14 protein-coding genes are annotated in these 13897 nt (G+C 64.7%); 12 read left to right on the forward strand and 2 right to left on the reverse strand.

Annotated features, from left to right (window positions below; translation table 11 throughout):
* Positions 1 to 84: 84 nt before the first annotated feature.
* Entirely contained in the window at positions 85 to 252 is a 168-nt protein-coding gene (locus M6689_RS00090) for a hypothetical protein (protein ID WP_298266430.1), read from the reverse strand.
* 117 nt (positions 253 to 369) lie between these two features.
* Here M6689_RS00090 and M6689_RS00095 point away from each other — a divergent pair, with 117 nt between their 5' ends.
* Both M6689_RS00095 and M6689_RS00100 read left to right on the forward strand, forming a co-directional pair.
* Positions 370 to 918 (forward strand): CDP-alcohol phosphatidyltransferase family protein, encoded by a 549-nt coding sequence (locus M6689_RS00095; protein ID WP_298266432.1) that lies wholly within the window; start codon positions 370 to 372, stop codon positions 916 to 918.
* Positions 919 to 1014: 96 nt separating this feature from the next.
* Positions 1015 to 1911, forward strand: a complete 897-nt coding sequence (locus M6689_RS00100; protein ID WP_298266434.1) for an SDR family oxidoreductase — start codon at positions 1015 to 1017, stop codon at positions 1909 to 1911.
* Between the two features lie 2 nt (positions 1912 to 1913).
* Here the strand turns inward: M6689_RS00100 and M6689_RS00105 are convergent, their stop codons facing one another.
* Positions 1914 to 2234 (reverse strand): hypothetical protein, encoded by a 321-nt coding sequence (locus M6689_RS00105; RefSeq protein WP_298266436.1) that lies wholly within the window; start codon positions 2232 to 2234, stop codon positions 1914 to 1916.
* Positions 2235 to 2530: 296 nt separating this feature from the next.
* On the opposite strand from M6689_RS00105, the gene M6689_RS00110 reads away from it, so the two are divergent.
* From M6689_RS00110 to M6689_RS00155, 10 genes are all read left to right on the forward strand, one after another.
* Complete coding sequence (locus M6689_RS00110; protein ID WP_298266438.1) at positions 2531 to 3418, forward strand: cytochrome C; 888 nt, start codon at positions 2531 to 2533, stop codon at positions 3416 to 3418.
* Positions 3419 to 3508: 90 nt separating this feature from the next.
* Positions 3509 to 4771 carry a hypothetical protein gene (locus M6689_RS00115; RefSeq protein WP_298266440.1) on the forward strand — a complete coding sequence of 421 codons (1263 nt, stop codon included), beginning with the start codon at positions 3509 to 3511 and terminating at the stop codon, positions 4769 to 4771.
* Between the two features lie 37 nt (positions 4772 to 4808).
* Positions 4809 to 5279 carry a cytochrome C gene (locus M6689_RS00120; RefSeq protein ID WP_298266442.1) on the forward strand — a complete coding sequence of 157 codons (471 nt, stop codon included), beginning with the start codon at positions 4809 to 4811 and terminating at the stop codon, positions 5277 to 5279.
* A gap of 26 nt (positions 5280 to 5305) precedes the next feature.
* Entirely contained in the window at positions 5306 to 6142 is an 837-nt protein-coding gene (locus M6689_RS00125) for a hypothetical protein (RefSeq protein ID WP_298266444.1), read from the forward strand.
* Between the two features lie 63 nt (positions 6143 to 6205).
* A complete protein-coding gene (locus tag M6689_RS00130; protein ID WP_298266446.1) occupies positions 6206 to 6931 on the forward strand; it encodes a DUF4388 domain-containing protein in 726 nt (241 codons plus the stop codon).
* 23 nt (positions 6932 to 6954) lie between these two features.
* Complete coding sequence (locus M6689_RS00135) at positions 6955 to 7659, forward strand: roadblock/LC7 domain-containing protein (protein WP_298266448.1); 705 nt, start codon at positions 6955 to 6957, stop codon at positions 7657 to 7659.
* A 102-nt stretch (positions 7660 to 7761) separates the two neighbouring features.
* On the forward strand, positions 7762 to 9858 hold the full coding sequence (locus M6689_RS00140; protein ID WP_298266450.1) for a hypothetical protein: 2097 nt from the start codon (positions 7762 to 7764) through the stop codon (positions 9856 to 9858).
* A gap of 23 nt (positions 9859 to 9881) precedes the next feature.
* Entirely contained in the window at positions 9882 to 10850 is a 969-nt protein-coding gene (gene sppA / locus M6689_RS00145; protein WP_298266452.1) for a signal peptide peptidase SppA, read from the forward strand.
* Positions 10851 to 10943: 93 nt separating this feature from the next.
* Entirely contained in the window at positions 10944 to 11930 is a 987-nt protein-coding gene (locus tag M6689_RS00150; protein ID WP_298266454.1) for an NAD(P)H-quinone oxidoreductase, read from the forward strand.
* A 72-nt stretch (positions 11931 to 12002) separates the two neighbouring features.
* Complete coding sequence (locus M6689_RS00155) at positions 12003 to 13856, forward strand: alpha-amylase family glycosyl hydrolase (protein ID WP_298266456.1); 1854 nt, start codon at positions 12003 to 12005, stop codon at positions 13854 to 13856.
* The last annotated feature ends 41 nt before the right edge of the window (positions 13857 to 13897 follow it).

The following is a 13897-nucleotide window of genomic DNA, read 5'->3' on the forward strand; positions in this document are numbered from 1 at the left end:
GGACCGTTTGGGAGGCTGACGGAAAAAGAGGCCCGCGACGGGGGTCACGAACCTCGGGAATCATCAGAAAACGGCATTTCCCCGTCAGTCGAGGGGGACGGGGTTGCAGACGTTTTCGGGGGAGTTGGACAGAGCGCCGCAGTTGCCGCACTTCACGGTCGGCGAGGCGGAGAGGCAGGCAATCTCGTCTTCCGCCCCCTGGGCCTTGAGGGCGCACATGTGCATCAGGTGCAATTCCGGTGAACATGCCATCGTCGTGTCTCCTTTCCTGGGGGTGTGTGACTGGAAGTCTAGCGCGGGGAGGAGTGCTGTCAACCCGGCGTCGCCGGCAGCAGTGGACGCCGGCCGATTTTCCGCTATCATTTTTCGATGAGCGATGTTCTGACCGTGCCAAACGTCCTGTCAATGCTGCGAATTGCCCTGGTTCCGGCCGTCGTGGTCATGCTGGCGCGCGGAGAGTTCGGTACGGCCCTCACCCTTTGTTTCATCGCCGGCGTAACCGATGCCTTCGACGGTTTCATTGCCCGACGCTTCAACCAGCAGAGCCGTCTCGGCTCGTTCCTCGATCCCGCGGCCGACAAGTTCCTCGTCCTCTCATCGGTCATCGTCCTGGCTGCCGTGGGACGTCTCCCCTGGTGGCTGGCCGTGACTCTCGTCACCCGCGATGTCGTCATCGTCTCCGGGGCCATCGCCTTCTGGCTTCGCACCGGGCGCCTGGAGATGGAGCCGAGCCTCCCGAGCAAGATCAGCACCGCCGTCCAGATCGTCCTGATCCTCGTCGTCATTGCCCACGGGGCGGGTGTGGCGGGGCTGCGGCGGGCGCTCCCTCCGCTCATGGCGGTGTCGTTTCTTGCCGCGGTGGTTTCGGGGGTACATTACGTGGTGGTCTGGGCGCGAAAGGCCGCTTCCATGTCTTGACACCGTTTCCCTATGGGTGTATGAACGTGGGCGCTCCGGACGCGCGGTGCTCAGACGACGAGCCGGCAGTGAGCTTCAGGGGAGGGAAAGACGGTGATGGAACCGGTGTTTATCGTTGGCTGCGGCGATATCGGCAGAAGGGTGGCAAGGCTCGTCATGGAACGGGGGGGTGCGGTGACCGCCCTGGTACGTTCGGAGGAGAGCGCAGCCCGTCTCCGAGAGCTCGGGATCGCCACCGTGGAGGGGACCCTCGACGATCCGGATACCCTGCCCGGCTTGCCGACACGCGGCGCGGTGGTATTCTATTTCGTACCTCCCCCGGGAGGCGGGAACGTCGATACGCGCGTCAGGAATTTCTGCGCGGCGGTGACGCCGGGAGACGAGCCCCGGAAGCTGGTCTACATCAGCACGAGCGGCGTCTACGGCGACTGCGGCGATGAAACGGTCACCGAGGAGACGCCGGTCAATCCCCAGACCGCCCGGGCAAGGCGGCGCCTGGATGCCGAAACGGCGTTGCGCGCCTGGGGGAAAGAGCGGGGGATAGCCGTGGTGATCCTGCGGGTCACCGGGATCTACGGTCCGGGACGGCTTCCGCTTCAGCAGTTGACGAGCGGTCAGCCGGTCCTGCTGGAGAGTGAGGCAAGGTTGACGAACCGGATCCACTCCGAGGACCTGGCGCGCGTCTGCGTCGCCGCCGCCGACCGCGGAGACGACGACATCTTCAACGTGAGCGACGGCCACCCCGGCACCATGACCGAATACTTCAACGCCTGCGCCGACGCACTGGGGTTTCCCCGACCCCGCCAGGTGACCATGGCGGGGGCACGGCAGGTAATGACGCCGCTCATGCTCTCGTACGTCACCGAGTCGCGGCGGATGGACAACAGCAAGATGCTGGAAAAGCTCAGGGTTGAACTGCGGTATCCCTCGCTGGAGGAGGGATTGCGGGCCAGCGTGGCGCCCGCGGAAGGGGAGAGGGGGGAGCAGCCGTAGGGCTACTGGAGGTATTCCTTCTCAGGCATGATCTGTGAGATGAGGAGCGTCTGCCGCCCGGCCGACGTACCCTTCCTGCGGATCACCTCACGCACCGACATGAGTTCGCGGATGAGCTCCTCGCCGCTTCTCGTCAGCAGTCGTGCGCGCCGGTCCCGCCGCGAGTAGGGTGAGAGGAGCGTCAGCGCCTCGGTGATCCTGCGGGCGGCAAGGACCTGATCCTTGAAGCTTGCGAACGCCCCTTCTTCCAGACGCCTCCTGGTGGAAGAGAGCTCGTCTTCGAAGTAGCTCAGAATACGGTTGTACAAGGTTTCGATCGTCATTTTCATCCATCGGGTGGGGGTTGTTCCGGCAACACTGCAATTACTCTTTTTTTCGGACGATGGACCATTTTCTTTAGCTGTTTTTTCGCTCGGCGCCGGCAAAATTTCCAGATCTCATGATCAGATTGCCCGTTGCAGGCCGGTCGCGGGCCGATTTGCGATTGACAGCGGGCCTTATAGACGCTATTAATATACGCTAATTCGCTGGATTTTGCCGCCAAATGACCGAGTCGGCGGTTGTGATAACGAATTCTGCCAGAGGGAAATGACCGATGAAACTGTCAGGTAAAAAACGAATGGTTGTGTATCTTCAGGTGGTTGCGCTCCTTGTCTCTTTCGCGGCCGGCGCGCTCTTCCTCCGGGGAGGGGACTCTTTCGCCGCAGAGCGCTCCGCGGCAAAGAAGGATCGTCCTCCCGTAGCAACGGTCCAGATAGCGAGGCAGCCCGAGCTCTATGCCTCCGAACCTCCTCCCCTGACCGTGGTCCAGTGCGGACAGTGCCACCCCGGTGTCTACCAGAACATCAAGAACGATGGCGGACGTCACACCTTCCAGTGCCAGAACTGTCACAAGACCTTCCACAGCTACAACCCGATCAAGGGGAACTGGGCCGAGATCATGCCCAAGTGCGCGTCCTGCCATACGCTTCCCCACGGTCCGTCGTTCACCGAGTGTTCGGCATGTCACCAGAATCCTCACGCCGCGGCCAAGGTGCCGATGAGCCAGAAGCTCCTCTCCTCCTGCGCCGGATGCCACGCCGGACCGCCGGAGGAACTGAAGAAATATCCGAGCAAGCATACCAGCCTCTCCTGCGCGGACTGCCATACGGCCCACGGCCTGATCCCGTCGTGCAGCATGTGCCACAAGCCCCACTACGAAGGTCAGGGGTTCAAGACCTGCGCCAGCGAGTGCCATCCGGTCCATATGCCGACTCAGATCCGCTATACCAAGGATGCCGGTGCCCGTACCTGTGGCTCCTGTCACGACAAGGTCTACGCCACCTGGTCCAAGAGCCCGAGCCGCCACGGCAAGGTCAACTGTGCGGTCTGCCACACGAAGCACGGCCTGATCCCCAAGTGCACCGACTGTCACGGGCTTCCCCACAGCAAACAGCTCCACGAGCGGTTCCCCAAGTGCCTGACGTGCCACCAGGATGCCCACAATCCGCCGGTGCGCCAGCGCTGAGACTTTAGACTGTCCGTTCCTCTCCTCCCGGCACTGAAAAGGGGGGAGGGGGAACGTTTTCGATGCAGTGACCATGAAGAGGGGTAGTGCGTGACGTTCTATCGAGGCCGTGCCATACAGCTCTGGGTGCTCGCCATCCTTCTGCTCTGGCCCTACCGTGCGCCGGCGCTGGAACTCGGCCTCAGCTCCGATACCATCGTTCGGCAGCTGGAGCGCGACGATCGGGACGGGCGGTCCCGCTCCCTCCTCCCTGCCTACGAGTTCATGAGGTTTGACTACGGCAACCTCCGGACGCCGGGGCTATCTTTTCACGCCTATGGCTGGGGAAGGGTCAACCTGCGGGACGACTACGCCAACAATACGACTGCCGGAGAGCTCCTTTACGCCTATCTTGAATACCTCGATCCGAACCGCGACTGGCAGCTCCGGCTCGGGAGGCAGTACATCTTCGAGGGGGTGACGCGGGAGAGCCTCGACGGCGCCTACGTCAAGACCGACATCGTACCGACCGTCACTCTCTCGGCTTACGCCGGCTTTCCGGTCAACCTGGAAGATACAGGGGGGGTCCGGGGTGACAGCATGGTCGGCGTCCGGGTTGCCCATTCCCTTCCCGGCCGCTACGATGTGGGGCTCTCTTACAAGCGCACGGCGAACAACGGCTCCGTCGACGAGCAACTCCTCGGCACCGACGTCTCCCTGCTTTTACCGTGGAACGTCTCCGTCTTCGGGCACTCGACCCTCAATCTGATTACCGCTGGCTGGGGAGAGCACTCCTACGAGGTGAGGATCCCGATTTCATCCTTCGAGATCCGTCCTTTCTTCCAGAAGTACCGGTACGCCGACTTTCTGAGCCGTAATCCCGGCAGCGCCAATCCATTCCGCGTCCTTTCCCGGTTCGGCGACCGGGTGACGGTGGCGGGAAGCGAGGCGTTCTGGTACCCGGCGGAGAACATCGAGTTCGGCGGCCGGTATAAGCATTACGAATACGACAGCCGGTACGGGAAGGCGGACATGTACACCGCCCTGGCCACCGTCCGCCGGAAGATCTTTTCGGAGGTAGGCGTCGAGTTCGGGCGGGTCGAGGGGGATATCCCGGAGAACCGCTATTACCTCGGGAGGGCGTATGTCTACTGGGACATTGCCCCGTTCTTCGTGACCGGGGACGTGATGTACGTCGACTACGATGAGGATATCTACCGCAAGGGATCGGCATTTTTCGCCTCCGCCGGGGCCGGCGGCAGGTTTCTGGAAAAGGCGCTCAATGTCAAGCTGGCCCTCGACTACAGCAACGATCCCTACTTTGACAAGGACTACCGCGGCATCATCTCCGCCTCCTACTCCTTTGCGAAATGACCGCGCCCGAGCCGACCGCCGTTTTGGAGCATTTTTCATGACACATGGTACGATCCTGAGGATTCTCTGCGGGATGGCCGCCTTCGGTCTTCTCGCTTCCTGTGCCGGGGAGAAACGTTACCGTCTTCCGGTGAAGCATCCCCAAATCTACGAGCTGGGAGAGCGCCGGGAGTTCTGTACCAAGTGTCATGGCTACAAGAAAGAGCCGGTCGATTTCGAGCGCTACAACCATACCCCCCTCTTCACCGACTCGCACCGGCTCGTCGCCTACCAGGACCAGCGGATCTGTGCCCTCTGCCACGAGCAGAGCTTCTGCAACGACTGCCACGTCTCGCGCACCGAGCTCAAACCTTCCATCAAGAACGAGACGGAGAACTACCGGCGGATGCAGCATCGGGGCGATTATCTTTCGCGCCACCGGATCGACGGGCGCCTCGATCCGACCTCCTGCTACCGCTGTCACGGCAATCCGCGTTCTTCGCAGACCTGCCAGCCGTGCCACGGTTAGGGTGCCGGGGCTCGGACGGAGAATGTATGCGTAGGTTTATCTGGCCTTTCTTCCTGTTTCTCATGATCCTCGCCGGGTGCGGCGGGGGGAATTCCCCCAACCCGGACGCGCCATCCTCGGTCAACGCCCACGAGGCGACGTGGGTTACGTACCATCGCGATCCTTTGCTCGATTTCAGTGATCCCCGCGTCGTCAGAGGGCCCAATGGCGAGCTTCTCATGGACGGCATTCTGGTCAAGGAGCACGTGACACAGTGCCAGGTCTGCCACGGCGTGAACCTGATGGGAGCCAAGGAAGGGGGGGCTGGGCCTGCCTGCCTCGATTGTCACGTGCTCGACCCGATCAAGTACCCGGTCATGTGCTATTCCTGCCATGGCGGTTGGCCCATCGTCCCGGTTCAGCAGCTCTACACGAGCGCCGCCGGGAGAAACACCCTGATTCAGAATGGCTGGCCCGTTCAGCCGCTCCAGCAATGGTTCTCGACTTCCCGGGCCAAGCGGGGCGGGATGCCGATCGACCCCGCTTTCATCAATCGCGTGCGGACGACCTCCATTCACCTGAAGCACGGAGCGGTGAAGGTACTCCCCTACGATGCCACGCTCGACAACAACTCGCTATCGCGCAATGACGACTGCCGCGTCTGCCACGGCGGCTCCAACGAGGGGTTGGGGGCCAAGCACCATACGCGCCTCGGTAAGACCATTACTTTTATCGGCCAGACGGTTACCATCAACGGCTGTCTGGCGCCGTTGTCACCCGAAGGAGGCGGCTGTCATAACCTGGTGCCGGGAGGGGAACTTGGCTTCACACTCGTTGCGAATTGCGTCGGCTGCCATACCGACATAGCTGATGCCCACCCGTGAAGGGAGAGGGCATGGAATGTGCTTGTTGAACGGTGTCGATAATCTACCAATGAGGGTAGCGCCATGACGGCAGAGATTGCGCAACGCGAAAAAATCAGCGGTTTCGAAGGTTCCGTGGCCGGTCTCCCCCTGACGGACGTGATCCAGCTCAAGGGGCAGAACCGGTTTTCCGGCTGCATCTGCGTGGAATATCGCGAGCGGCAGGGGATGATCTTCTTCCGCGACGGCGAGATCATCCACGCGGAGCAGGACGGACGGGCGGGGGAACCGGCCCTGTACGAGATCATCCGCTGGCCCGGGGGGCGTTTCTCCATCCAGCCGAAGGTTACCACCACGAGCCGGACGATCCAGCAGAGCATCAGCTACCTGCTGCTGGAGGCCCACCGGCTCATGGACGAGGAACAGGCCGGGATGATCCCTCCCCGGGGAAACGACGAGGCTGCCGTGACGACGGTCCGGCGACGGATGAGCCCTATCGCGGAGCGGCTGCTGCAAATCACGGGGGTCTCCTATGCGGTTCTCCTCAAGCGTGACGGCACCACGGTGGAGGACGAGAGTTTCGAGGCGGAGGCGCTGGCCGGGAGAGGGGGTGCCCTGGCGGGAATCGGTAACCGGCTCGGCACCCTCTTCGGTCTCGGCGAAACCAGGTCTGCCGCGGTTTACGGGAAAGGGAGCCAGCTACTGCTCTTCGAGGCCAAGAACCACTACATCTCCATCGCGGTGAAGGCGGAGAGCCCCCTCGCCCAGGTGGAGGCCGACATCCGCAGCGCCTTCGCCGCGCGCAAGTAGCCGCCGGGGCGGCCGGAGAGTCCATGGACGGGGAGTCAGACAAGACGATGGATGATGTCCTGCAGCAGATCAACACGGTACCGGGGGTGATCGGGAGCCTGGTATGCGGTGCCGCCGGAGAGGTGGTGGCCCATGCCTTTCCTCCCCTGTTCGACCTCTCTATTCTCCAGGGAGTCGCCGGCGTCGTGGCCGATCCGGGGTCCGGGGTGCGGAACAGTGCCGGGGCGTTCGACCTCGTCGATCTGCGCTACCAGGACGGCCGCATCGTCGTCAAGCCGCTCGAAGAGTCGTTTCTCCTCCTCCTCGGCACCAAGGCGATCAATCTCCAGGTGCTAACCATCTCCCTCAACGTCGCCAAGGGAAAGCTGGAGGCCCTGGGCAGGAACAGGGGGGACGTAGTGGCCGCCGCTGCCGCTGCGGGGCTCCCCGGCGTCCTGACCCTTCCCGCGTGCCATATCCAGAACAGCGCCATCGGCAGCTCCTTCGAGCAGTTCGGCATGGCGGCCATCACCCCGGCGACGGCCCAGCAGATCGGCGCCTTCTACAAGACGGGGACCGTCAAGAAGCTGAAGCTCACCAGCCCGTCCAGCGGCCTTTCGGGGGTCTTCGCGGTCATGGTCGTCAACGAGAGCGATGATGCCTACGACGGCAAGATCATCCTCTGCAAGACGATCGAGCGGAAGCTCAAGGTTTCCGCCGACGACCTCCTGTCGGTGGAACTCCCTTAGACCTGTCGGCTCCCCCCGCCCCGCATCCCGCCGGAACAGTTTGCCTATCCGAGAAAATCGGGTAGAGTGTAACGGAATTCCCACCCTCTGACGAGGTCTGCCATGTTCGTACTCGACACATCCCTCGGCAGCATAGAGGCCGACGAGGCCGATGTCATCGAGATTCACCGCTCCAATGAACCCCTTCCCGTCGGCCCGGGAAAACTCCCTCCCCGGCCGTGCAACGCCTACCTCTGTGTCATCCGCAGGAATGACGTAGTTCAGGTCTACGCCGTCCTCGAACAGGTCGACCGGAAAAAGTCGTTCGTCTACCGTCCCGATCCCCCGCCGCCGACCAATGCGCCGGTCGACCGCCTTGTCCGGGAGGCCGGTGCCTTCCTCGCCGAACTCGGCTTTTCGCTGCGCGAGGTGAACCTGAAATACAGCAAGGCGATGCGCGAGGTGGTCATTCGCGATATCCGCGTGATTTGCAAACCGGCGGCGGTTCCGCTCATGGACCGGGCAGTGGTGGGGGAGGGGGCGGAGCTGCCGGCGGAAGCTCTTCCTCTTCCAAAAGAGAGTGCTGCTGCCACCGTGACGGCAGCGGCGCCGGAGTCCGCCGCCCGCGTGGCGGAGATGACCGCCGAGGCCCAGCGGCTCGGTGCCGAGAAGGAGGCCGCCGAAAAGGCGTGGACCGAGAAGCAGACCCGGCTGGCGGCAGAGATCGAGCGTCTCCGGAGGGAGCGGGATGAGCTGCTCCGGCTGGCCGAGGTGGAGGGTGACACGCTGCAGGCCGAGTCGAAGCGCCTGGAGGCGGAGGTGGCGCGTCTGGCCGCCGAGAAGCAGAAAGCCGAGCGCGAGACCGCCGAACGGGCCGAGGAGCTGCGCAAAGAGGTGGAGCGGCTGACGGCGGAACGGGTCGAGGTTGAACGGGGCGTGGCTCCCGACCTGGAGAAGCTGCGCCGGGAAGTGGCGATGCTTGAGGCCGGGGTCAGGAAGGCGGGAGAGGCCGCGGTGCGGAGCCGGGAACGGCTGGCTGCCGAGGTCGAGCGTCTGGAGGGCGAGCAGAGACAGCTCGAGGCCGATGCCGGGGCGGAGGAAAAGGCCGCCGGCGAGCGGATCGATGCCCTGACCGCCGAGATCGGGAGGCTGACCGCGTCGAGGGAGCAGGCTGCGAAAGCCGCTGCCGAGCGGATCGCCGGGCTGGAGGCGGAGGCCGGGCGCCTTGCGGAGACGGCGGCGGCGGAAGAGGCCCGGCTGGCGGCAGACGTCACCGCCCTGGAGGAGGTCGTCGCCCGGCGTTCCGCGGAGCTGGAGGCCGCCCGCGCCGCCGCCGTCGAGCGGCTGGCACGGCTCGTTGCCGAGGCGGAGCTTCTTTCCGCCGAGCGGGCGGCGGTCGAACGGGTGATTGCCGCCAAGGGGGGGGCTTCGGCCGAATTTCTGGCAAAGGCCGCGGCCGATGTCTCGGCACTGAAGGATGAAGTGGAGCGGCTCGCGGTGGCCAGGGCTCTCGACGAACAGACCGCCGCGGCCCGGATTGCGGCGCTCCAGGCGGAGGTGGCGCGGCTTTCGGCCCAGAAGGGGGCGAAACCGGAGCAGGCGGCACCGCCTCCGCCCCCGCCGGAGCGTGTCCCTCCTCCTGCCCGGGCGGCGGTGCCCCCTCCCCCCGCTGCGGCGGAGGGGGGGGCCGAAGTGTTCAAGGCCGGCTGGGACGGGGAGGTGGGGAGTGCCGTCGAAGCCCTTCTGAACGGAGGGGGGGAAGCGGACCCCTTCGCCTTCATGGGGGGGGGCGGATTCACCTCCTTCGGGGCTCCCGGCGGAGATGAAACCCCTGCCCACTTCCGCCTCGACAAGAGTCTCGACTGCATCGAGTACGGCGGCGCCGACGAGGTGCTCGAACTCCACCAGACCCTCAACATGGTGACCATTTCGCCCGAAGGTCACAAGCCCCAGAGCTGCGGCGCCTACATCTGCGCCCTGAAGCGCGGTGCCGGCTTCCGGGTGTATGTGGCCTGGAGCCTGGAAGCCGATCGCAAGACCCTGGTTTACTCCCCCGAGAAACACCCCTCGACTCCCGACGAGTGCGCGAAGGCGGTCCGCGATGCGTTTGCCTTCGTCGAAACCGTCGGCTTCATGATGGACGCGGTCTCCCTCCCCGCCAATCCGGAGAAGCGGGCCCGCGCCCTGGCCAAGGTGCCGGTGCTCTGCCGCAAGGGTTAAGAGCGCCCGCAAGGAGGTGGATGATGAGAATCGCCCTTCGTCTGGCCGCAGTTCTCTCCCTGTTCCTTCTGAACGCCTGCGCATATGTGAACGCCAATCTTACCCCGCCGCTCCGTCCCCTGGAGGAGACGGTCCTCGAAGGGGAGGGGCGGCCGAAGATCCTCCTTCTGGACGTGACCGGGATCATCTCCGAGGTCGGACGGGAGGGGAGAGGGCTCTCCGCGGCAAGGCCGTCGACGGTGGCCCGGGTGAAGGAGGCGCTCCGCAAGGCCGAGAAGGATGACGACGTGGTCGGCGTGGTCCTGCGGATCAACTCCCCCGGCGGGACCGTCACCGCCAGCGACGTCATCTACCACGAGCTGAAGGGGTTCCGGGAGCGGAAGAAGGTGCCGGTTTCCGCCTGCATCACCGGCATCGGCGCCTCGGGGGGGTATTACATCGCCGCCGCCGCCGACCGGATCACGGCCCATCCCACCGCCGTCACCGGGAGCATCGGGGTCATGCTCCGCGCCTTCAACGTGGAAGGACTCATGGGGAAGGTCGGCATCACCGAGAAGGCAATCAAGTCGGGGGACAAGAAGGATATCCTTTCCCCTTTCCGGGAGATGACGCCGGAGGAGCGGCAGATCCTCCAGGGGATCATCGACCGGCTCCAGGGTCGATTCCTGGAAACGGTGCTGGCCCGCACGGGTAACCGTCTCGGACGGGCCGAACTGGAGAAGCTTGCCGACGGGCGGGTCTTCACGGCGGACGAGGCGCTGCAGGCGGGGCTCATCGACCGGGTTGAATATCTGGACGACGTCATTGCCGAGATGAAGAAGGGGCTCGGCATCGAGGAGGCCCGGGTGGTGAGCTACTACCGTCCCGGCCACTGGCGGGGGACGATCTACTCGGGGGAGGCCGCCGCACCGGAAACGGGACTCGCGTCGCTAGGCGGCGACCTCCTGGAGACGCTCTCCTCGACGGAGTTCCTCTATCTCTGGAAGTGGTGAGCTGCACGGCCTCTTTTGTGTTTACATAACGCCGTTTGTTGGCTAGAGTGGCGGCAATTTTTTTGAAACTATTCCGTGCAAGGAGGAAACGGTATGAAAGCGGTTCTGCTCAACGGCTTCGGCGGGGTGGAGGTACTGACGGTGGGGGAGGCGGAGCGGCCGAAACCTGCCGAGGGACAGGTGCTGGTGAAGGTGGTGGCCACCTCCGTCAACCGTCCCGACCTCGTCCAGCGCGAGGGTAAATATCCGCCCCCCCCGGGCGATTCCGAGATCCTGGGGCTGGAGGTGGCCGGCACCATCGAAGAGCTGGGGCCGGGAGTGACCGGCTGGCAGGTGGGGGACCGGGTCATGTCGCTGGTCGGTGGCGGCGGCTACGCCGAGTACGCGGTGGCCTACGCCAGCCATCTGATGCGGATCCCCGGGAGCATGAGCTTCGAGGAGGCGGCCTGCGTCTGCGAGTCGTACATCACGGCATTCCTGAACGTCTTCATGATCGGCGGTTTAAAGGATAACAACACCGCCATCCTCCACGGCGGCGGCGGCGGGGTGAACACCGCCGGCATCCAGCTCTGCAAGGCCCTGGTCCCCAACACGAAGATCATCGTCACCGCCCACCCGAGCAAGATGGAGCGGGTGAAGGAGCTGGGGGCCGACCTGGTCGTCGACTTCACCCAGACCCCCGACTTCTCGGAGGCGGTGAAGGAGTTCACCAGCAAGAAGGGGGTCGACGTCATCCTCGACCACGTGGGGGCCAAGTATCTCGCCCCCAACATGAACTCCCTGGCCTACGCCGGGCGGCTCGTCATCATCGGCGTCATCAGCGGCATCAAGGCGGAGCTGAATCTGGCCCTCATGATGGTGAAGCGCCAGCAGATCATCGGAAGCGTGCTCCGCTCCCGCCCGGTGAAGGACAAGGGGGAGATCGTGGCCGAGTTCACGCGGACGGCCCTCCCGAAGTTCGCCGACCGGACCATCGTCCCGATCATCGAGAAGGTCTTCCCCATCGACCGGGTGGTGGAGGCCCACCGGATGATGGAAGAGGACAAACACTTCGGGAAGATCGTGCTGAAGATCTCGTAGTCTCCCCACGGTACGCGACGATCGCCCCCTCCTTCCACGGGAGGGGGTTTTTTCGTAAAGGAGGAGAGCGCCATGACGGCACCGCAATCAATCAGGGACCTGGATCTGAAGAGCCTCTGCGACCGCACCTTTCACCCCTCCCCCGCTGCCTGGGAGGACGAGGTGCTCTACTTTCTGCTTCTCGACCGCTTCTCCGACGGGAACGAAACGGGGTACCGGGACAACCGGGGGCGCCGGGTAAACAAGGGGGCGACACCCCTCTACCGCCCCGGCGACGCGGGGAACGCCATCGGCACCGAGCCCGAGGCGGCGGCCTGGCGCGACGCCGGCACCCGCTGGTGCGGCGGGACCCTGAAGGGGCTCGCGGGGAAGATGGGGTATCTGCGCCGGCTCGGGGTGACCGCCGTCTGGGTGAGCCCGCTCCTCAGGCAGTGCCCCTTCGTCCCCACCTACCACGGCTACGGCATCCAGGATTTCCTCGACGTCGACCCCCACTTCGGGAGCCGGGACGACCTGCGGGAGATGGTGCGGGTTGCCCACGACAACGGCATCTACGTCATCCTCGACATCATCCTGAACCACGCCGGAAACGTCTTCGCCTACGACCGGGGTTACACCCCCTACGACGGCGGCACCGTCTATCCCGTACAGGGGTTCCGGAGGAAGGACGGCACCCCTTCGCTCCCCTTCGCCCCCGTCGATCTGGCGGCCCACCCCGAGGCCTGGCCCAACGGCGCGGTCTGGCCCCGGGAGCTCCAGGTGCCGGAGTCCTTCACCCGCAAGGGGCATATCCAGGAGTGGGACCGCTACCACGAGTACCTGGACGGCGACTTCTTCGATCTCAAGGACATCCACCTGGGGGAGGGGGAGGTGGACGCCTTCCGGCCGTCACCGGCGCTCCTGACGCTGTGCGAGGTCTACAAGTACTGGCTTGCCTTTGCCGACCTGGACGGCTACCGCATCGACACGGTGAAGCACATGGGGGGCGGGGCGACGCGCTTCTTCGCCTCCACGATCCATGAGTTCGCCCAGCGGATCGGCAAGGAGAACTTCTACCTCATCGGCGAGATCACCGGCGGCCGGGCCTTTGCCTTCGACACCCTGGAGTCCACCGGTCTCAACGCCGCCCTGGGGGTGGACGAGATCCCCCTGAAGCTTGAGGAGCTGGTGAAGGGGCGGAGCGACCCGGCCGGCTACTTCGGTCTCTTCCGCAACTCGCTCCTGGTCCGCAAGGAGTCCCACGTCTGGTTCCGCGACAAGGTGGTGACGGTGATCGACGACCACGACCAGGTCTGCCGCGGCGCCAAGAAAGAACGCTTCTGCGCCGGCGACCCGAAGTGGCGAAAGCTCGTTCTGAACGCCCTTGCCCTGAACGTCACCACCCTCGGCATCCCGTGCGTCTACTACGGGACCGAGCAGGCCTTCGACGGCGAGGGGGGGGACGACCGGTATCTCCGCGAATGCATGTTCGGCGGCCCCTTCGGCGCATTCCGCACCAGCGGGGTCCACTTCTTCGACGAGGAGAACCCGGTCTACCGCGAATGTGCGAAGATCCTGGCGCTGCGAAAGGAAAAGGTGGTGCTGCGGCGCGGGCGCCAGTACCTGCGGGAGATCTCGGGGGACGGGGTCACGTTCGGGCTGCCGTTCGCCATCGGCGGCGAGATCCGCTCCGTCGTCCCCTGGTCCCGCATCTTCGACAACGAGGAGATGCTCCTCGCCATCAACACCGATGCCGACCAGCCTCGCACCGCCTGGGTGCTCGTGGACGGAAGCCTCCACGCCGAGGGGGCCCGCTTTGCCTGCATCTATTCCACCGACCCGGCCCAGCTCCGCCGCAAGGTGACGGTGCGACGGATGGGCGACTCCATCCATGCCGTGGAGGTGACGGTGCCGGCGGCGGGGTTCGTCGCCTTCGAGCAGTGCTGACGGCGGGCGAATTTCCGCTCAAGAAGATCCCCCCGCTGCCG

This window comes from Geobacter sp. (assembly GCF_027327745.1).
Classification (GTDB): domain Bacteria; phylum Desulfobacterota; class Desulfuromonadia; order Geobacterales; family Geobacteraceae; genus Geobacter.